Origin of the sequence: Mycobacterium sp. (assembly GCF_004298145.1) — a bacterium.
In the GTDB taxonomy this organism is placed as follows: domain Bacteria; phylum Actinomycetota; class Actinomycetes; order Mycobacteriales; family Mycobacteriaceae; genus Mycobacterium.
This window is the reverse complement of the sequence record NZ_SCRH01000007.1, coordinates 1-19,389: the sequence shown is the minus strand read 5'-3', so window position 1 is coordinate 19,389 and position 19,389 is coordinate 1. Positions and strand designations below refer to the sequence as shown.

Here is a 19,389-nt window from a genome sequence, read left to right as displayed (position 1 = left end):
CGCGGGCGTGGTTAACGCACTGACCCGGCTCCTGGGCCGGGGTAAAGCGACCGCAGAGGCCACTGAGGCCCCCGCGACCGAGCACGGGCCCGCCCAGGACGCCGGTTCGGCGGCGACCGACACCGACGCGGCCCCGACGGACGACACCGGCAAGGCCCCCGGGGCCGACAAGGCGCCAAAGGCGCCAAAGGACAAGGCCGCCGGCAACGACGGCGGTTCGCACAACCGGTTCGGTGCCTGGCTGAGCCGGCCGATGACCTCGTTTCACCTGATCATCGCCATAGCCGGCTTGCTGACGACGCTCGGCCTGATCATGGTGCTCTCGGCGTCGGGTGTGCGGTCCTACGACGCCGACGGGTCGGCCTGGATCATCTTCGGCAAGCAGGTCTTGTGGACGGTGATCGGGCTCATCGCCTGCTACACCTCGTTGCGGATGTCGGTGCGCTTCATCCGTCGCGTCGCCTTCACCGGCTACGTCGTCACGGTCATCCTGCTGGTCTTGGTGCTCGTCCCCGGCATCGGCAACCTGGCCAACGGATCCCGGAAGTGGTTCGTGGTGGCGGGCTTTTCGATGCAGCCCTCCGAGCTGGCCAAGATCGCCTTCGCCATCTGGGGTGCGCACATGCTGGCGGCCCGCCGCCTGGAGCGCGCCAGCCTGCGCGAATTGCTGATTCCGCTGGTGCCGGCGGCCGTGATCGCGCTGGCGCTGATCGTGGCGCAGCCCGACCTCGGGCAGACGGTGTCGCTGGGCATCATCCTGCTCGCATTGCTCTGGTACGCCGGCCTGCCGCTGCGCGTCTTCGGCACCTCGCTGCTGGCGGTCTTCATGGCCGGCGCGATCCTGGCGATGTCGGCCGGGTACCGGTCCGACCGGGTGCGGTCCTGGATGAACCCCGAAAACGACCCGCAGGACACCGGCTACCAGGCCCGACAGGCGAAATTCGCGCTGGCCCACGGTGGCATCTTCGGCGACGGCCTGGGGCAGGGCACGGCCAAATGGAACTATCTGCCCAACGCCCACAACGACTTCATCTTCGCGATCATCGGCGAGGAGCTCGGTTTCATCGGCGCGTTCGGGCTGCTGGTCCTGTTCGGGCTGTTCGCCTACACCGGGATGCGGATCGCCCGCCGGTCGGCCGACCCGTTCCTGCGGCTGCTGACCGCCACCACGACGATGTGGGTGTTGGGTCAGGCGTTCATCAACATCGGCTACGTGATCGGGATTCTCCCGGTGACAGGCATTCAGCTGCCGCTCATTTCCGCGGGTGGAACATCCACCGCGGCAACGCTTTTCATGATCGGGATCATGGCCAACGCGGCCCGTCACGAACCCGAGGCGGTAGTCGCGCTGCGCACCGGCCGCGACGACAAGGTGAACCGGCTGCTGCGGCTGCCGCTGCCCGAGCCCTATTCGCCGACCCGGCTGGAGGCGTTCCGCGACCGCAACCGGTCTCGCCCGCAGTCGGTCGACGCGAAACGCAAGGGCGCGGGGTCGCCCGGGCGCAAGGCGCCCCGCAACGCCGACGCGCCGCTGCGACAGGCGCCCCCGCGCGCGGCCGGCCGCCCGGCTCGTCAGTCTGCGGGAGGCGCCCGCTCGCGGGCGAGGCATCATGGATCTGGCCAGCGGTATGCGAACCTTGGAGCCAATTCCGGCGCCGGCCAGGGCGCCGGCCGGCGTCAGCAACGGCGCACACGCGCATTGGAAGGTCAGCGTTACGGGTGAACGACACGGTCAACAAGCCGACCGGCGGGCGGGGGGCAGACCCTCTGCCCGCCGGTGCCGCGTTGTCGGCCTTTGGTCCGGTGTCGGTCGTGCTGGCCGGCGGGGGGACGGCCGGCCACGTCGAGCCGGCGATGGCCGTCGCCGACGCGCTGAGTGCGCTCGACCCGCAGGTCCGGATCACGGCGTTGGGCACCGCGCGGGGGCTGGAGACCAGGCTGGTGCCCGAGCGCGGGTATGCCCTCGAGCTGATCACCCCGGTGCCCCTGCCGCGCAAGCCCAGCGGCGACCTGGCCCGCCTGCCACGGCGGGTATGGCGGGCCGTCCGGGAAACCCGCGCCGTGCTGACCGCGGTCGAGGCCGACGTGGTGATCGGCTTCGGCGGGTATGTGGCGCTCCCGGCCTATCTGGCCGCCCGCGGCCTCCCCGGCGTGCACCCACGGAAGCGCCGCGTTCCGGTGGTGATCCATGAAGCCAACGCCAGCGCCGGGCTGGCCAACCGGGTCGGCGCCCGCAGCGCCGAGCGGGTGCTCTCCGCGGTGCCCGATTGCGGGCTGCCGGGCGCCCAGGTGGTCGGAGTGCCGGTGCGCGAGGCCATCACCTCGTTGGATCGCGCGGCACTGCGCGCCGAAGCGCGCCGACACTTCGGTTTCGCCGAGGACGCCCCGGTGCTGCTGGTGTTCGGCGGCTCGCAGGGCGCGGCCTCCCTGAACCGGGCCGTGTCCGGGGCGGCCGCCGGGCTGGCCGACGCGGGCGTGGCCGTGTTGCATGCGCACGGCCCCAAGAACGTGCTCGACCTGCGCGAACCCCGCCCGGGCGATCCGCCGTACGTGGCCGTGCCCTACCTCGACCGGATGGATCTGGCCTATGCGGCCGCCGACCTGGTGATCTGCCGGTCTGGGGCGATGACGGTCGCCGAGGTCTCGGCGGTGGGTTTGCCGGCGATCTACGTGCCCCTGCCGATCGGCAATGGCGAGCAGCGGCTCAACGCGCTGCCCGTGGTCAACGCCGGCGGCGGCATGGTGGTCGCCGATGCTGACCTGACGCCCGAGTTGGTCGCTCGGGAGGTGGCGACCCTGGTGGGCGACCCGTCGCGGCTGGCGGCGATGACGACGGCCGCCGCGCGCGTGGGACATCCCGACGCGGCGCGCCAAGTGGCCCAGGCGGCGCTGGACATTGCCAGGAAGGCGCGGCTCGGCCGCTTGGGCGGCCGGTGGTCCGGGGGAACCCCGTGAACACCGAACAGCTGCCGCCCGAGTTGCAGCGGGTACACATGGTCGGCATCGGGGGAGCCGGCATGTCGGGCATCGCCCGCATCCTGCTCGACCGCGGCGGGCTGGTCTCCGGCTCGGATGCCAAGGAGTCGCGCGGCATCCACGCGCTGCGCGCCCGGGGTGCGCAGATCCGCATCGGTCACGACGCGTCCTCGCTGGATCTGTTGCCCGGCGGCGCCACCGCGGTCATCACCACCCACGCCGCCATCCCGAAAACCAACCCCGAGCTCGTCGAGGCGCGGCGTCGCGGCATTCCGGTGATCCTGCGGCCGGCCGTGCTGGCCAGGCTGATGGATGGGCGCACCACGCTGATGGTCACCGGCACGCACGGCAAGACGACGACGACGTCGATGCTGATCGTGGCGCTGCAGCACTGCGGGCGCGACCCGTCGTTCGCGGTCGGCGGCGAGATGGGAGAGGCCGGGACCAACGCCCACCACGGCAGCGGCGACTGCTTCGTCGCCGAGGCCGACGAAAGCGACGGGTCGCTGCTCGAGTACACGCCCAACGTCGCGGTCGTCACCAACATCGAGACCGATCACCTGGACTTCTACGGCAGTGCCGCCGCCTACGTCGACGTGTTCGACTCCTTCGTGGAGCGGCTTGCCCCGGGCGGGGCGCTGGTGGTGTGCGTCGATGACCCGGGGGCGGCTGCGCTGGCCCGGCGCACGGCCGAACTGGGCATACGGGTGCTGCGATACGGATCCGGTTCGGGGACCCCGCGATCGGGTGAACCGCTGGCCGCCGACTTGCTGTCGTGGCAACAGCAGGGCACCGAAGCGGTCGCCCAGATCCAGCTGGCCCCCGAACTGGACCCGGAGCAGCACCCGCGGGTGATGCGGCTGTCGGTGCCCGGGCGCCACATGGCGCTCAACGCGATGGGCGCGCTGCTGGCGGCCCTCGTGATCGGCGCCCCGGTCGACGCGGTGCTGGACGGGCTGGCCGGCTTCGAGGGGGTGCGCCGCCGATTCGAGCTGGTCGGCACCGCGGGCAACGGGCAGGCGCCGAACTCCCTGGTGCGGGTGTTCGACGACTATGCCCACCACCCCACGGAGATCGTCGCCACGCTGGCGGCGGTCCGAACTCTGCTCGAGCAGAGCGGCGACGGCCGCAGCATAGCCGTGTTCCAGCCCCATTTGTATTCGCGGACAAAGGCTTTCGCTGAGGAGTTCGGTCACGCGCTGGACGGCGCGGACGAGGTCTTCGTTCTCGACGTCTATGGCGCACGCGAACAACCGCTGGCCGGTGTCAGCGGTGCCAGCGTCGCCGAGCACGTCAGCGTTCCGGTGCGCTACCTGCCGAACTTCTCCGCCGCCGCCGAGCAGGTGGCCGCGGTGGCCGGGCCCGGCGATGTCATCGTCACCATGGGAGCCGGCGACGTGACGCTGCTGGGGCCCGAGATCGTCACGGCCCTGCGGGTGCGGGCCAACCGCGGCGCACCGGGGGCGTTGCGATGACCCCGCCGGACGCGGAACCGACCGGCGCCACCCCGACCGACCGCCCGGCGACGATGCGGGCTGCGGAGCGGCCCGCTGAGCAGCCGGGCGAACCGGGTGTCGGCGACGGGGCCGGCAACCCGGTCCCCGATGACGCGGTCACCGAACCGCTCTTCACCGGGACGGGCGCCGACCAGGCGGACGCCGATCAACAGGCCGATCGGAAAACCGAGCCGGCGGAGGTCGAGGGGCCGCGCCGGCGGGCCCGCCGCGAACGCGCCGAACGCCGAGCCGCCCAGGCCCGCGCCACCGCGATCGAAGAGGCGCGCCGTGAAGCCAAGCGCAGGGTCACCGGCCGGCCGGTCAGCGAGTCCACACCTGTTGCGCGGGGCGTTGTTCAAGGGCTCAAGATGCTGTTGGTGACCGTCCTGCTGGTGATCGTCGGTATCGGGCTGGCATTGGTCCTCTATTTCACGCCGGCGATGTCGGCCCGCAACATCGTCGTCGTCGGCACCGGCGTGGTGACCCGTGACGAGGTCCTGGATGCGGCGCAGGTGCGGCTCGGGACGCCGCTGCTGCAGATCAACACCAGCCAGGTCGCCGACCGGGTGGCGGCGATCCGCCGGGTGGCCAGCGCGCGCGTGCAGCGCCAGTACCCGTCCGCGTTGCGGATCACCATTGTCGAGCGAGTCCCGGTGGCGGTCAAAGACTTTCCCGACGGGCCCCACCTTTTTGACCGGGACGGCGTGGACTTTGCGACCGGGCCGCCGCCTCCGGCGCTGCCCTACCTCGATGTCGCCGACCCGGGCCCGAACGACCCGGCCACCAAGGCCGCCCTTGCGGTGCTGACCGCGCTGCGTCCCGAGGTCGAGGATCAGGTCGGGCGGATCGCGGCGCCCTCGGTGGCCTCGATCACCCTGACGCTGGGCGACGGCCGGGTGGTGATCTGGGGGACCACCGATCGCACCGACGAGAAGGCCGAGAAGCTGTCCGCGCTGTTGACCCAGCCCGGCAAGACCTACGACGTGTCGAGCCCCGACCTGCCGACGGTCAAGTAGCGATCTTCGTCACTCGCGCGGTCCCCTCCACCGCGAGGGTGCGTGTTTGTCCGCGAAACGCCGGGAACTGTCGGCATTATGCGCACCTTCGCGAAGAAAAAATTTGCGCGCCGGCGTCGGCGCGCCTGCGAGGTTAGCGCGCGCCGTGCCCATACCGTTCTGGTTGCGCGGAACTACTTGACATAACTCTAACTCTATGGTTGAGGTTGAGAGTTTGCCAGACGGGACCGCCAACGTCCGGAGGAGCCCACCGCCGGGAGAGCCGAGCCCATCAGGGAGGAAGACGAATGATGACCCCCCCGCACAACTACCTGGCCGTGATCAAGGTCGTGGGTATCGGTGGCGGCGGCGTCAACGCCGTCAACCGAATGATCGAACAGGGCCTCAAAGGCGTCGAGTTCATCGCGATCAACACCGACGCGCAGGCGCTGTTGATGAGCGATGCCGACGTCAAGCTCGACGTCGGGCGCGACTCCACCCGCGGGCTGGGCGCCGGCGCCGACCCGGAGGTCGGGCGCCGGGCCGCCGACGACGCCAAGGACGAGATCGAAGAGCTGCTGCGCGGGGCGGACATGGTGTTCGTCACCGCGGGTGAAGGCGGCGGAACCGGCACCGGCGGGGCTCCCGTCGTCGCCAGCATCGCCCGCAAGCTGGGCGCGCTGACCGTGGGTGTGGTCACCCGGCCGTTCTCGTTCGAGGGCAAGCGGCGCGGCAACCAGGCCGAAACCGGCATCGCGTCGCTGCGGGAGAGCTGCGACACCCTGATCGTGATCCCCAACGACCGGCTGCTGCAGATGGGCGACGCCGCGGTGTCGCTGATGGACGCCTTCCGCAGCGCCGACGAGGTGCTGCTCAACGGTGTTCAGGGCATCACCGACCTGATCACCACCCCGGGGCTGATCAACGTCGACTTCGCCGACGTCAAGGGCATCATGTCCGGCGCCGGAACCGCGCTGATGGGCATCGGCTCGGCCCGCGGCGAGGGCCGTTCGCTCAAAGCCGCCGAGATCGCCATCAACTCGCCGCTGCTGGAAGCGTCGATGGAGGGGGCACAGGGCGTGCTGATGTCGATCGCCGGCGGCAGTGACCTGGGGCTGTTCGAGATCAACGAGGCGGCCTCGCTGGTGCAGGACGCCGCGCACCAAGACGCCAACATCATCTTCGGTACCGTCATCGACGACTCGCTGGGCGACGAGGTGCGTGTCACCGTCATCGCGGCGGGCTTCGACGCCACCGGCCCCGGCCGCAAACCCGTCATCGGCGGTAACGCCGATAAAGGTGAGAAGACCGGCGCGCACCGCATCGAGTCGGCGAAGGCCGGCAAGCTCACCTCGACGTTGTTCGAACCGGTCGACGCGGTCAGCGTGCCGGTGCACACGAACGGTTCGACCCTGAATATTGGCGGCGATGACGATGACGTCGATGTGCCGCCGTTCATGCGCCGCTGAGGTCTCAATTTGCTTGCCACTGCGCGACAAACCGGCCGCGGCCGGACGTCGATGCAGCCTGGCGGGCAACAGCTTCGGAGATACTGGTCATGTGAGTGTTCGCATCCGGCGGGTGACCACCACCCGCGCCGGTGGTGTCTCGAAGCCACCCTTCGACACCTTCAACCTGGGCGACCACGTCGGTGATGACCCGGCGGCGGTCGCCGAGAACCGGGCGCGCCTGGCCGCCGCCGTCGGCCTGCGTGCCGGCCGCGTGGTGTGGATGAACCAGGTGCACGGGGATCGGGTCGAGGTGGTCGACGGGCCGCAGAGTGCCGCCGTCGGCGCCGAGGTGGGCACCGATGCGTTGGTGACACGCACGGCGCGACTCGCGCTGGCGGTGGTGACCGCCGACTGCGTCCCGGTGCTGCTGGCCGATGCGCGTGCCGGTGTGGCCGCGGCGGTACACGCCGGCCGGGTCGGGGCTCAGCGCGGTGTGGTGGCGCGGACGGTGGAGGCGATGCTGGAGCTGGGTGCGCGGCCCGACGACATTTCTGCCCTGCTGGGCCCGGCGGTCAGCGGCCACAACTACGAGGTCCCGGAGGCGATGGCCGACGAGGTCGATGCGGCGCTGCCGGGCAGCCGTACCACCACCGCGGCCGGAACTCCAGGACTCGATCTGCGGGTCGGAATCGCTTGCCAATTAAAGGATTTGGGTATCGCGGCGATCGATATCGATCCGCGGTGCACGGTGGCCGACCCGACATTGTTCAGTCATCGCCGGGATGCGCCCACCGGTCGGCTGGCCTCGATGGTCTGGATGGAGTGACCGCGATGGCGGTAAGAGCATCAGATCCAGAAAGCGGCAGTGACCGCGAATCGGAATTAACCCACGCATTGGCGGCGGTGCGCTCACGCCTTGCCGCGGCGGCAGAAGCGGCGGGCCGCAATGTCGGGGAAATCGAAGTTTTACCGATTACCAAATTCTTCCCAGCAACCGATGTTGTGACTTTGTCCCGATTGGGTTGCCGGGCCGTTGGCGAATCGCGAGACCAGGAAGCGACGGCGAAGGTGGCCGAAGTCACTCGGCTGTTGGCCGCTTGTGAGCGGGCGAATGTGGGCAGCCCGCGCTGGCACATGGTGGGTCATATCCAGCGGAACAAGGCCCGATCGGTGGCCTGTTGGGCCCACACCGCCCACTCGGTCGACACCGTGCACCTGGTGACCGCGCTCGACCGGGGAGTGGCGGCGGCGCTGGCCGAGGGGCACCGCACCGACCCGATGCGGATCTACGTCCAGGTCAGCCTGGACGGCGACAAGTCTCGCGGCGGCGTGGACGTTTCCCGGCCCGGTGCCGTCGACCGGGTGTGCGCGCAGGTCGAGGAGGCGACCAATCTGGACCTCGCCGGGTTGATGGCCATCCCGCCGCTGAACTCGGATCCCGATGAGGCCTTTGACCGGCTCCAATCGGAGCATCGGCGGGTGCTGGAAACGCATCCGAACGCGGTCGGCCTGTCCGCCGGCATGTCCGACGACTTCGAAATTGCCGTCAAACACGGTTCGACGTGTGTGCGTGTCGGTACCGCGCTATTGGGCCGTCGACCGTTACCGTCACCGTAAGTAGTCACTGCAGTAACAGCTTTATCACTAACACCAGGAATCCCAGGGGCTAGAAGGGTCAACGCAATGAGCACACTGCACAAAGTCAAGGCCTATTTCGGTATGGCCCCAATGGACGACTACGAAGACGAGTATTACGACGATCGCGCGCCGTCCCGCGGTTTCCCGCGCCCGCGATTTGACGAGGCCTTCCAGGGGTACGGCCGCTACGACGGCGATGACTACGACGACCCGCGCCGCGAGCCCGCCGACTACCCGCCGCCCGGCGGCTACCGCGGCGGCTACAGCGAGGAAGCGCGCTACAGTCCCGTCCACCCCCGCGACTTCGACCGGCCCGAGATGAACCGGCCGCGCTTCGGGTCGTGGTTGCGCAACTCCACCCGCGGTGCGCTGGCGATGGACCCGCGCCGGATGGCGATGATGTTCGAAGAGGGCCACCCGCTGTCGAAGATCACCACGTTGCGGCCCAAGGATTACAGCGAGGCCCGCACCATCGGCGAGCGGTTCCGCGACGGCACCCCGGTCATCATGGACCTGGTGTCGATGGACAACGCCGACGCAAAGCGGCTGGTCGATTTCGCGGCCGGCCTGGCCTTCGCGCTGCGCGGCTCCTTCGACAAGGTGGCGACCAAGGTGTTCCTGCTGTCGCCCGCCGACGTGGACGTGTCCCCGGAGGAACGCCGCCGGATCGCCGAAACCGGTTTCTACGCTTACCAATAGCCGCACGCCGCACGCTTGTCGGCGGGGGTTGAGCGCGCGCTCGAACGGTTGAGCGACTTCTGGGGCCACGTGACGTGGGGTCGGTAACCCGGAGTCGGTAGGCTGACAGGCGCCGCGCACGTCCGCGGCGCTTGGCATCGCTTGGCATCTCATCGGTAAGGTCGGGGCACTTCAGTTGGTGTTGTTCTTTCAGATCCTTGGGTTTGCGCTGTTCATCTTCTGGCTGCTGCTCATCGCTCGGGTCGTCGTCGAGTTCATCCGCTCGTTCAGCCGGGACTGGCATCCCACCGGGATCACCGTGGTGGTGCTGGAGATCATCATGTCGATCACCGATCCGCCGGTGAAACTGCTCCGGCGGCTGATCCCCCAACTCACCATCGGAGCGGTGCGCTTCGACCTGTCGATCATGGTGCTGTTGCTGGTGGCGTTCATTGGCATGCAGTTGGCGTTCGGCGCCGCGGCGTGAGTCTTTCCCGGCCCGCGATGTGAGCCCGTCCCGGCCCGGAGACGGATCGGCCACGCTTTAGCGTCGGTTTGGTTTCCGCGATTTAAAATTTCTAAGGTTTCGGATTTTATTGGCCTTAGTGTTTGAAATTGGGTCTTATTTATTGGGCTAATCAGCAACCGTCGCGCCTGGTGTGACAGGATGGACGGCAGTTGCGCTACGGCTACCACTGCGTTCTACACTTTCCAGAACGTTTGATAGGAACTTGAGGGGACGAAACAATGCCGCTTACACCAGCCGACGTCCACAATGTGGCGTTCAGTAAGCCACCGATCGGCAAGCGGGGCTACAACGAAGACGAGGTGGATGCCTTCCTCGATCTGGTGGAAGGCGAGCTGACGCGACTCATCGAAGAGAACAGCGATCTGCGCCAGCGGATTGACGAGCTGGACCAGGAGCTGGCGTCCGGTGGCGGTGCCGCCGCCCCGGCCGCTGCCGCCGCGCCCACCCAGGCCATTCCCGTCCGCGAGCCCGAGCCGGAGCCCGTCAAGGCGGCGCCCACCCCGGCCGCCCCGGTCAACAACGAGGAACAGGCCATGAAGGCCGCTCGGGTGCTGAGCCTGGCCCAAGACACCGCCGACCGGCTCACCAGCACCGCGCAGGCCGAGTCGGAGAAGATGCTGTCCGACGCCCGCACCAACGCCGACCAGATTCTCAGTGAGGCCCGCAGCACCGCCGAGACCACGGTCACCGAGGCCCGGCAGCGCGCCGACGCGATGTTGGCGGACGCGCAGACCCGCTCGGAGACCCAGTTGCGCCAGGCCCAGGAGAAGGCCGACGCCCTGCAGGCCGACGCCGAACGTAAGCATTCCGAGATCATGGGCACCATCAACCAGCAGCGCACGGTTCTGGAAGGCCGCCTCGAGCAGCTCCGCACCTTCGAACGTGAATACCGCACCCGGCTCAAGACCTACCTGGAATCTCAGCTGGAGGAACTCGGCCAGCGCGGATCGGCGGCACCCGTGGACTCCAGTGCGGATGCGGGTGGGTTCGACCAATTCAACCGGGGCAACAACTAGCCTTTCAGCTGTGCCGGATGCTCGCCGAGCTTCGGGGTTGGCACACTAGGTCTTGAACACCGCAGTCCCGCTCGTCGCCTGGAGGATGCCCGATGCTCGTCATTGCGCTGGTCTTAGCCCTGATCGGGCTCGTCGCGTTGGTGTTCGCCGTCGTCACCAGTAACGAGCTGGTCGCCTGGGTGTGCATCGCCGCCAGCGTGGTGGGCGTGGTGCTGTTGGTCCTCGACGCCCTGCGGGAGCGCCAGCAGCGTGACCTGGGTGGTGACGAAGGCCAGGATGCGGGCGAGGCCACTCCCGACGAACTCGACTACGTCGACTACCTCGAGGAAGTCCCCGCTGAGGGAGAACCGGAGGCCGTCACCGGCGTGCAGGCGGAGGAGCCGGAGCAATCCAGGGTCGCGGCCGAGGGCCGCAGCGACGAGCCCACCAAGTAGCGTTCGCGCGTTCAGCCGGTCGGCGTGGTGAGCAGTTCGCGCACCTCGTCGTCACTGATTTGATGAAAGTCGTCGTAGACCTGCCCGACCGCTTCGAATCCGGGCGGCATCGTCACGCACACCACGTCATCGGCCTCCCGCGCGAGCTCGCGGCAGGTCGACTCCGGTCCCACCGGGACCGCGACCGTGATCGATTTCGGCCCTGCGGCTCGCACCGCCCGCACGGCGGCCAGCATGCTGGCGCCGGTGGCGATCCCGTCGTCGGCCAGGATCACGATCCGGTCGCGCAGGTCGGCGACCGGGCGGCCACCCCGGTAGGCGTGTTCACGCCGGAGCAGTTCGGCCGTCTCGCTGTCGATCGCCTCGCGCACCTGCTCGTCGGTGACGCGCAAGCTGGCGACGACGTCGTCGTTCATCACCAGACCGCCACCGCTGGCCAGCGCTCCCATCGCCAGCTCCGACCAGTTCGGCACCCCGAGCTTGCGCACCAGGAACACGTCCAGCGGGGCATGCAGTGCCGCGGCGATCTCCCAGGCCACCGGCACGCCGCCGCGTGCCAGCCCGAACACCAGCACGTCGTCGCGGCCTGCGTAGGACATCAGCTGCTCGGCCACCGCGCGACCGGCCTCGCGGCGGTCACGAAAACTGCGTGTCGCCGTTCGCCGGAGAAAGCCGTCCCGTCGGTTCATGGGTCGCACACCAGCCTACGTCTGAACGACTACGTGCGGACCGTGTTCCGGGCCGCCGGCCCCCGCAAGCGCAATGATGCTGCGCGGGAAGGTGATTGGATGTTGCGAGCGACGTTGAATCCCACGGCGCCATCGGCGCGGGTGTGCGGCCGCCGGATGTGTGATCGCGGCTTCGCCGCTCAACACACTCCATCGGCTCGGAAATGAATGCAAGCGTTCATTTCGCTCGCCTCAGTCGTGTGTCCGAGGGGGGACTTGGCCACTTGCGACACGAGTCGAGACTTTCCAGCTGAGTTGTTGACCAGCGTCTCATGACTGGAAGGACGCTTTCGTGTCTGGCGGGGACCTTGAATGGTTCGGCCAGGGGCCGGCGCGGTAGTGCCGGGTTGTGTTCATTCCTTGCAGTCCAGCATCGTTCATCCGGGTAGCTACGCGCGTGAGTTGTCGCCGTTTCCCGTCGACCGGACGGTAGAGCTCCACGCGTACAGGCCGTCCACGCGCGTCCAATCGCGGCGCCATGTGTCGAACATCATATTGCTTATCGCCCCAGATTCTGCATTGAGCTTTGGTAATATTGATGAGCTGGACTGAGCCTGGCAGGAATGCCAGGTCTGGCACTGACCATTTTGGTGGTGGCTGTACTTCTCAACATTGTTCCGACGTTGGTGTCTCGCGCGCGAGGCTGGATGCGTAGGGAGGTGGTGAGTATGAACAGTGAAGTGCTGTCTGTAACTGCATCTGTCGGCTCCGATTTTTTGGTGGGTGTCGCCGCCACTGCAGTGCCAGGCTGAGTTCAGCACCGCGGCGTTGTTCTGCCTCTGGGTGCGTGTTCGGTGAAGCCGACGTAGTACGACGACAAGACGTTGTGATTGTGGTCCGGTTCGCGGTTGTCTCACCACGCCTTGCGGCGCGCCGTCAAAAATAGATGCGCTGCCTCGTGTCGAGTGTTAGCGCGAGCGCCAAGATACGGCGCGACGCCGGCGAGCACCTCTAGCGTCGCTCCTAGTGCCGCGGGCAATCCGCCAGAGAAGGAACCAATTACGAGGCCGCCCAGCCCGAGACCTCCGGGCGCCGCCATCTGCCACCAGCGGTCCGATATCGACGATCTCTCCAAGCGGTGCGAGGTTGCCTCCAGCTGATGAGCCAGCGTCGTTAATGCGTCAGCTTGTTCGCCAGCAGTGCGCGCTGTTACCAGCGAGGCTCTTACAAGTCGCCGAAGGTCGTCAACGGCTTCCTCGTTTTGAATTACTTTGACTAGGTCGGGCGCCGAGAGACTTGGGAGCCGTGGCACGTCGGCCCACATAGCGGCCTGAGCGGCTGTGTTGCCGCCACTGCGCCCTCGTCGGTTGAGGAGCCGCGCCTCGAACATTGATGCCGATACGTAGTCGGAGCCGTAGACGTCGGCTGTGACGAGTCGCTTGGCCGTGCGTTGCACGTAGAAGCTGATTGCGGAGTCTGATGCCTGTCTGATCCAAGGGTTGTAGTCGTGTTCGGGGTCATAGGGTTGGAGCATGCGGGTTGTGAATCGTCCGTCACCCGCGCTCAGGGAGTCAGGGTCCATGTGACTGTAGAGCCAAAATTTGTCGGCGTGCTTGGACAGATCGTCTTTGGCTCGCACGAATAGGGCTTCCCTTGCCGTCGGGCCTTCGAGGATCAGTTGGTCCCGAACCCAGGAGACGAGAGCGGCATCTTCTAAGTCGCGGTTGGTGAGCTTGATAGATGCTGCACCGCTCAGGGCCATCGCTGGTCCGATCGGCACGGGGATTACTAGCCCTGCACTGAGGAGTTTGCTCAGCTTAAGCTCGTTTTCTGCTGCTCTCCGCAGGGATTTGTCTTGTGGACCCTCCAAAAGCGCCTTGAAGACCCGATCTGGCATAACCACGTGGTCTGCCAGTAGCAGGGTGCGGCCCAAGAACTTTGCAGGATCGAGCTCTTGATTCCAGAGCATCGACGGTTTCGGAGTTGTCTGAGCGAGAGCGCTTATCGTCCGGATCGATTGCGCTGCCAGGAGGAGAATTCCGTGCTTGATCTCGTCGCTTGGCTCCGAATCATCGGTACTGAGTGATGCCAGTCGGCTCAGGACTTCGACCCGAAGTCGCCCCAGATCGGACGGGGACAACACTTGCCCAGCAGATGCGGCGACTTCAATGAGGTGCGCGTCCCAGTTGGTGTATTCGACCGCTCTGGCGGCCAGTTCAGTCTCGGCGAACCTGAAGGGTGCCCCACCTTCGGGGATGGTGATCGCATCGGTTGCCATGTTCACGGTGGGACTCAAGAAAACGCTGCCCTCTCGGTCGGGCGGCAGCGGTGCGCCTGGCTGCGAGCCGGGGCGGTGATCGCCATGGCAGCGCTTGTATTTCGCGCCGGATCCACACCAGCACTCTTCATTGCGACCCAGCGGGGCCAATGGATCCACGATCGTCACCCTCTCTTATTGATCACTTGGCCGACCGCTCGACTCAATCTCTGCGTCAGTAGCGAAATTCTGGGGGTTGTTCCATAGCCTGCGCATCGATTCCAGCTCGTCATCGTCAAAAGGTCTCTCACCGAAGTGTGCGAATAAGGTTGTGTCCCAAGGATGAACCTTGTCATAGCGCGGAGTCAGCATCGCTGCCACCGTCGTCGCGTCACTTCGTCGGTCGGGTTCTAGGTCCGTGATCCATTCGTGGTGGCGCAGCATGCCCCACTGTTTGAACGCGTCCCTATGTCGGTCGGTGAAGTGGTTGCACACTGCGTATGCCAGATGGAGATCGGTCTCACCGAGTAGATAGCGTCGGAAATCCCAACGGGTGGTGCCGATGTCCACTCGGGGTGCTTTGCTCATGTTGGTTAACAGCAGTCGGCCAACAACGGCGCGCTCGGCTACGTAGAGCTTGTCGAGCAGGTGCAGTACGAATAAGCGGTCTGCCTCGTCGCCGTTCCGCCGGCATTCCGCAATGTCTTCGAGGATCTGGCGATACATGCGTGCCCCGTATTCGTCTGCTGCGCTTGCCGGTTCAAGTGGCAGTGTCGGTCGTGAGGTGCGAAGCTCGGGATCGTTGAGGGAGGCCTGGATGCCAGATCTTTCAAAGTCCGGTGGTGTGCGTTCGTCGGCAAGCGCCAACTCGTAGTAATGAGTGGCGTGCTTGCCAGGCGCTACGCGATGCCCGGCGATGCGATGGAGGTAGTCCACGACGGCGGTTGTCGAACGCAGCTGATCGAACAGAAAATCCCATTCTCTCCTCAGGATGACAACGTAGGGGATCGGCACAGTTTCTGAATAGGCGGACACGTTGTCTGAGGGCGTGTCGTGGTCGATGATCACCACGCCGACCCACTGAATCGCATTACCGTCGACGGTGATTGACCGTCCGCGTGCGTTTGTATGCGCAACGGGTCCGCGCTGAACTGTCCTGACGGATCCGCTTGCCTGCCGCGCTCCTTCCTTGGCCTTCTTGGCAATCCATGCACGCTCCCGATCGTCTGTTGTGGTCGCGTTGGTCCTCGCCTTCACTTGAACGGCCAGCCCGCGATCACCGCAGATGACGGTGCTGTCGCCGACTTCTCTTGTGGCACTGCCACGTTGGACGGTTTCGGGGTCAAAGACGAAATCCGGAAGACCCCACTGGGCGGCTGAGTCACGACTCGCATCCTCGGCCGCTGCACCACGATTTGCGGCCGGATCGAGATCGCCGGCCATCGGGACAATTCGTCCATAGACACCGTCGGGGCGTTGAACCAGCATGATGAGGTCGTCTCCTGAACGATAGGTTGCGAGACCGATGTCAGATCCAGCAAGGCCTGCCTCGACGTCAGGGTTATCGCTGGTGTCTACTCGCGCCCACAGGGGATCGTCTTCGGCTGGGATAAGCCGAAAGTGACCATCGTTGAGCGGTGCCCGGAGTCCCACTGAACGCTCGAAGGCCACGATGAGCTCCTCGATCGCCCGTAGGAGTTGGCGGCATTGGACGCTCATGTTGTCGTCTGGACCCTCCGGCCAGGGCTCTGTATTGAGGATGGGATCAATGGCGATATTGGGGGTGTACTGCGGCGAGGTACCCGGAGGCACATGGAACGTGGCGACCAGATGCCAATCGACGAGAACCCCATCGGGGTAGGTCTGCAACTGAGTGACTACCGCTGGTGGATCTGCTTCCAAGGCTGGGAGCGCGGACTGCACCCAGAAGGCCACTAGGGGGCGGGCTTCCCGTTGTATGGGCGTCGCGAGGCCGAACAGGCGCATCACGACTGCGCCGAATCGTTGATGAGCTGGCTTGATGGCATCAGCCCAGTAGTAGGGCTGGAACTGTTCGATCAATTGGATCTGGTCAGGTCGCAGCCCTGACAATGCCCCCGATTCGACGAACGCAAGAAATTCAGACTCTGCACCGAAAAGCGGGAGGTTCTCGACCTGGGGTGGACCCAACGGGCCCGAGACAATCTTCTCAGTGGCACGAAGTGCTTCGCGTGCGGTCGTCATCAGCGCATCGATGAACGCGCGGGCGTGCAGCTCCAAGTCTTCAAGCTGGTGACCCTCATATTCATCAATTTGGACGTCGACACGTCCATTTCCGTCGTCATCGACGTGAACGTTAGTTCTGAACAGATCCGGAGCGACTAGATCGTTCCACGTGCTCGCCATGCGGTCTGCCGCACGCGTCGCGTCGTCGAACGCCGACCATGCTGACTCGAATTGGGTACTGCGGGCCTCTGGCGCCGTGTCATCGGCATCCATATGTGTCTCCTACCGCATACCCCCGACGAGCGCGCACTTGTCTGCATAACCCGTGTGCAGACTTCTCGGCGAAATTATCGGGTTTGGTTGGGGAACAGCTGTGTTCCGGCGGGGGCTAAGCAGTGTTTTTTCGAAGAGCCGGGCTGGGAAAAAGTGCTTACAAGTAGAGAAACCGTCCCAACTTTTGGTGGGTGTCGAATATGAGTCCGTAGGAGCGCTCGGCCCCGATCTGCGCGGACTTCCCTCCCATATATGCGAAGAGTTGCGTCGCAACATCGTCCATGTTCATTCCAATTGGACTGATCGCGAAGAAAAAGGCCGGACGCTCCCACGTGCTGTCAAACGAGAAGGCCCCATGGTGTTCGTCGCCGTCGTCCTCAGTGCGGCGGCCAAGTTCAGCGATCATGTCGAGGAGTTGTTGTTGCGCCTCGCCCGCCAAGGACAAGAGGTCGGCGCCGCAGCGCAGCCACCCTGGTTGGCGTAAGGCGGTAATCGCGTCAACGAGCTCCAGCATCGCTGGGACAGCATTGAACGACGGCTTCTCGGGTAATTCGGTCCCCTCATGTTCGTGCCGATCCATCCACTTGTTGAGCTCGACGCAATGGTCGTCGACCATGCTGATGGCATCTTCGTCATCATCATCGACCCAGAGATCTCCCTGGAGAAAAATCATGTACAGGTCGAGCTCGTCGAGTGCCCAGAAGTGAGTGGTGACTGGGCTGTCGGTTCGAACTCTGAGGTAGTGGAGGAACTCTGCGGGTCGATCACAAACTGCGGCGATGGTAGTGAGGTCGTGCAGCGAGGTGATCCACGGTGGTTTGGCCTCGCTGACAATGCCGGCCTGCTGAAGTCGACCGATCGCGGTACCTAGAGGGCCGACATCGTCTAGGAGTGCCGCCACGCAACGGACCTCGCGGATTTGCGACAAATCTAGCCAGCTTTTATCGGTAAGCCAGATGCCCCGGTTGGTTTCAATGAGACGTTCGATCCGTTTAGCCTGTTCACAGGCATCGCCAATGGTCGCGGCGAGATCGCGCGAAAGCCGTGTGACGTCTCCTCGTCGCGACTGCTCGGCCATCGACTTGCCTTTTGTCTCCACGACGATCACAACGTCATCGATGATGAAAAGGCCGTCGCCTTCGACTTGCTTGCCCACTGCGGCGGGGTCCGCACACCCGGATCCAAGCTGACCGATTTCGTCTTCGTTTTCCGGCGCAAAGTACTTGAATGCAGCGTGCGACGGTGGGGTGTCAAGGATCGACGCAAGCCCGTTAAGCGCAATCTGCTCGCTCATCGCAACGCGGACTTTTTGGTCGTATGAGGTGAAGTCCTTGCTGTTCGAAGTGAGCGCCCTCTCGAAGATCCTCCGCAACGAGTCGTTTCCCACTTCAGTCGACGTCGATACAAAGTGGGCGGCACCGTCTGATACCAGCGGCGTGCTCAGGAACGGATTCGTCCCGACCAGCATGTCGTAGACACGGTCAGTCGCAGATATCGCTGAGTCGAAGAACTGTGAGAACGACGTCAGCACAGCAAGCGCCGTCTCATCGCTCACACCGGCCGAGGAAGCCACGTCGCTCACGGAAATCGTGGCCCGATCTCCCGGCAAGAACATCAGAGCAACCATTTGCGACATCACTTCCTCCGCTTCGGCTGCTGGTATCTGGTCCGGCGGAGCGCCCTGGTTGCGCAGCATGATGTCCGCGGTTCCATCCCGGAGCTCAGTCATCCGTTGCGCTGACACCTCACGGATGGCTTTGCGAACTGCGACGACCTGCGGGTAGGTGTATCCCAAGTGTTTTTGCATCAGGCTAGCCGCTCGCTCATTGTCGAAGAGCTGAGCTTCGTGCGCATCTCGAACGCTGCTGTACTGCAAGTTGCGGATGCCCATGACGGTCCCTTGATACTCGGCGGCAAGCATGGCGAGAGGATCGCCGTTCAAGGCCGCCTCGGTGAGTTGACGCGCCTGCGCGAGCCGCAGCAAGCGCAAGGCGCACTGATGCAACTCGTTGACGGCCATGTGGGGCCCGGTCTCTTCGCGGAGCAGCGGGCTCGGCTTCCGAGATCCCCGAGAAAGCAGCACGGCGGCCACGATCTCGATGGCGAGTGCGCTGCCACCGGGTGCAGCTTGGCGAACCACACCAAGTTCACGCAGTCGCATCAGCTCAATGACGTCGAACGCATCGGCGTCTTGCACCAGAGCGGCCATCGCCTCGACTTCAAGCTGGATCTGTTCGCGCAAAATGGTCCGCGCAGCGGCAATTGAGTCACAACCGGCGAAAAGGCTTATATCGTCGACCATATCGGCGAGATCGATTTCTGGACCGTCTTCGAAACTGGCTGGACCGCCGTCTCGCCTGAGACCAAGTGGATCAACCCGCCGTTGACGAGGAGCGCCTTTGCGCCGCTTGTTCTTGCATCGCTTCCGCACTTGACTCCAATCCCCGTGATCCGACCGACTGGCCGTGTCGTGTAGACGACCAGGTGACTAAACGCCGTGCGTGCATCAACGTACTAGCGGTATCCGACACCTTGGGACGAGGCGAACACGAGGGCCGCGCAAATAAGTATGTGGTTGAGCTGGATTCCGCAGAGGGCCGTTTCCACGTTCAGGGATTCCACGCATTGCCCGGTTTCCGCAGTGCTTCGGCAGTGTCGGCTCCGGTTGAATCCTGAGCAGCCTGCTCCGGTTGAAAAGTGAGCAGGTTTACGTACTTGAGTCTGCCTGACGATCGGCTTCCACGGAGGGCAGCGACTCGATTGCGGTGTGTTT

At 65.4% G+C, this 19,389-nt stretch carries 14 protein-coding genes and 1 pseudogene; 11 read left to right on the top strand and 4 right to left on the bottom strand.

From position 1 onward, the window contains the following. Positions 1 to 7: 7 nt before the first annotated feature. The 11 genes from ftsW (at position 8) to EPN51_RS02480 (ending at position 11,213) form a co-directional block, all read left to right on the top strand. Entirely contained in the window at positions 8 to 1,723 is a 1,716-nt protein-coding gene (gene ftsW, locus EPN51_RS02530) for a putative lipid II flippase FtsW (RefSeq protein ID WP_293036023.1), read from the top strand. Then, complete coding sequence (gene murG, locus EPN51_RS02525) at positions 1,720 to 2,955, top strand: undecaprenyldiphospho-muramoylpentapeptide beta-N-acetylglucosaminyltransferase (RefSeq protein WP_293036021.1); 1,236 nt, start codon at positions 1,720 to 1,722, stop codon at positions 2,953 to 2,955. The genes ftsW and murG overlap by 4 nt, the downstream gene beginning before the upstream one ends. Then, a complete protein-coding gene (murC, locus tag EPN51_RS02520) occupies positions 2,952 to 4,451 on the top strand; it encodes a UDP-N-acetylmuramate--L-alanine ligase (RefSeq protein WP_293036019.1) in 1,500 nt (499 codons plus the stop codon). Before murG ends, murC begins: the two co-directional genes overlap by 4 nt. Continuing rightward, complete coding sequence (locus tag EPN51_RS02515) at positions 4,448 to 5,488, top strand: cell division protein FtsQ/DivIB (RefSeq protein ID WP_293036017.1); 1,041 nt, start codon at positions 4,448 to 4,450, stop codon at positions 5,486 to 5,488. Before murC ends, EPN51_RS02515 begins: the two co-directional genes overlap by 4 nt. A gap of 290 nt (positions 5,489 to 5,778) precedes the next feature. After that, complete coding sequence (gene ftsZ / locus EPN51_RS02510; protein WP_293036016.1) at positions 5,779 to 6,936, top strand: cell division protein FtsZ; 1,158 nt, start codon at positions 5,779 to 5,781, stop codon at positions 6,934 to 6,936. A 91-nt stretch (positions 6,937 to 7,027) separates the two neighbouring features. Further along, the gene (gene pgeF / locus EPN51_RS02505; RefSeq protein WP_293036014.1) at positions 7,028 to 7,744 is read left to right on the top strand and encodes a peptidoglycan editing factor PgeF; all 717 of its coding nucleotides are present in this window, start codon (positions 7,028 to 7,030) and stop codon (positions 7,742 to 7,744) included. Positions 7,745 to 7,749: 5 nt separating this feature from the next. After that, positions 7,750 to 8,535 (top strand): YggS family pyridoxal phosphate-dependent enzyme, encoded by a 786-nt coding sequence (locus EPN51_RS02500; protein ID WP_293036012.1) that lies wholly within the window; start codon positions 7,750 to 7,752, stop codon positions 8,533 to 8,535. A 66-nt stretch (positions 8,536 to 8,601) separates the two neighbouring features. Further along, the gene (locus EPN51_RS02495) at positions 8,602 to 9,255 is read left to right on the top strand and encodes a cell division protein SepF (protein ID WP_293036010.1); all 654 of its coding nucleotides are present in this window, start codon (positions 8,602 to 8,604) and stop codon (positions 9,253 to 9,255) included. 175 nt (positions 9,256 to 9,430) lie between these two features. After that, complete coding sequence (locus EPN51_RS02490) at positions 9,431 to 9,721, top strand: YggT family protein (protein ID WP_003878110.1); 291 nt, start codon at positions 9,431 to 9,433, stop codon at positions 9,719 to 9,721. A gap of 260 nt (positions 9,722 to 9,981) precedes the next feature. Then, the gene (locus EPN51_RS02485; RefSeq protein WP_293035841.1) at positions 9,982 to 10,779 is read left to right on the top strand and encodes a DivIVA domain-containing protein; all 798 of its coding nucleotides are present in this window, start codon (positions 9,982 to 9,984) and stop codon (positions 10,777 to 10,779) included. Positions 10,780 to 10,871: 92 nt separating this feature from the next. Next, positions 10,872 to 11,213, top strand: a complete 342-nt coding sequence (locus EPN51_RS02480; protein ID WP_293035838.1) for a hypothetical protein — start codon at positions 10,872 to 10,874, stop codon at positions 11,211 to 11,213. Between the two features lie 11 nt (positions 11,214 to 11,224). On the opposite strand, the pseudogene EPN51_RS02475 reads toward EPN51_RS02480, so the two are convergent. The 4 genes and pseudogenes from EPN51_RS02475 to EPN51_RS02460 all read right to left on the bottom strand — a co-directional run. Then, positions 11,225 to 11,911, bottom strand: a pseudogene (locus tag EPN51_RS02475) (phosphoribosyltransferase); the annotation flags it as partial. An 883-nt stretch (positions 11,912 to 12,794) separates the two neighbouring features. Further along, positions 12,795 to 14,318, bottom strand: coding sequence for an SEC-C domain-containing protein (locus tag EPN51_RS02470; RefSeq protein WP_293035836.1), 1,524 nt, complete (start codon positions 14,316 to 14,318; stop codon positions 12,795 to 12,797). Between the two features lie 15 nt (positions 14,319 to 14,333). Then, entirely contained in the window at positions 14,334 to 16,616 is a 2,283-nt protein-coding gene (locus tag EPN51_RS02465; protein WP_293035833.1) for a hypothetical protein, read from the bottom strand. Positions 16,617 to 16,773: 157 nt separating this feature from the next. Further along, on the bottom strand, positions 16,774 to 19,047 hold the full coding sequence (locus EPN51_RS02460) for a hypothetical protein (RefSeq protein WP_293035831.1): 2,274 nt from the start codon (positions 19,045 to 19,047) through the stop codon (positions 16,774 to 16,776). Positions 19,048 to 19,389 lie beyond the last annotated feature (342 nt).

What these genes read in the sequence shown, in the direction of transcription:
- EPN51_RS02515 (WP_293036017.1), top strand. Translation starts at nt 4,448, where the DNA reads ATGACCCCGCCGGACGCGGAACCGACCGGCGCCACCCCGACCGACCGC.
- ftsZ (WP_293036016.1), top strand. Translation starts at nt 5,779, where the DNA reads ATGACCCCCCCGCACAACTACCTGGCCGTGATCAAGGTCGTGGGTATC.
- EPN51_RS02500 (WP_293036012.1), top strand. Translation starts at nt 7,750, where the DNA reads ATGGCGGTAAGAGCATCAGATCCAGAAAGCGGCAGTGACCGCGAATCG.
- EPN51_RS02495 (WP_293036010.1), top strand. Translation starts at nt 8,602, where the DNA reads ATGAGCACACTGCACAAAGTCAAGGCCTATTTCGGTATGGCCCCAATG.
- EPN51_RS02485 (WP_293035841.1), top strand. Translation starts at nt 9,982, where the DNA reads ATGCCGCTTACACCAGCCGACGTCCACAATGTGGCGTTCAGTAAGCCA.
- EPN51_RS02480 (WP_293035838.1), top strand. Translation starts at nt 10,872, where the DNA reads ATGCTCGTCATTGCGCTGGTCTTAGCCCTGATCGGGCTCGTCGCGTTG.
- EPN51_RS02465 (WP_293035833.1), bottom strand. Translation starts at nt 16,616, where the DNA reads ATGGATGCCGATGACACGGCGCCAGAGGCCCGCAGTACCCAATTCGAG.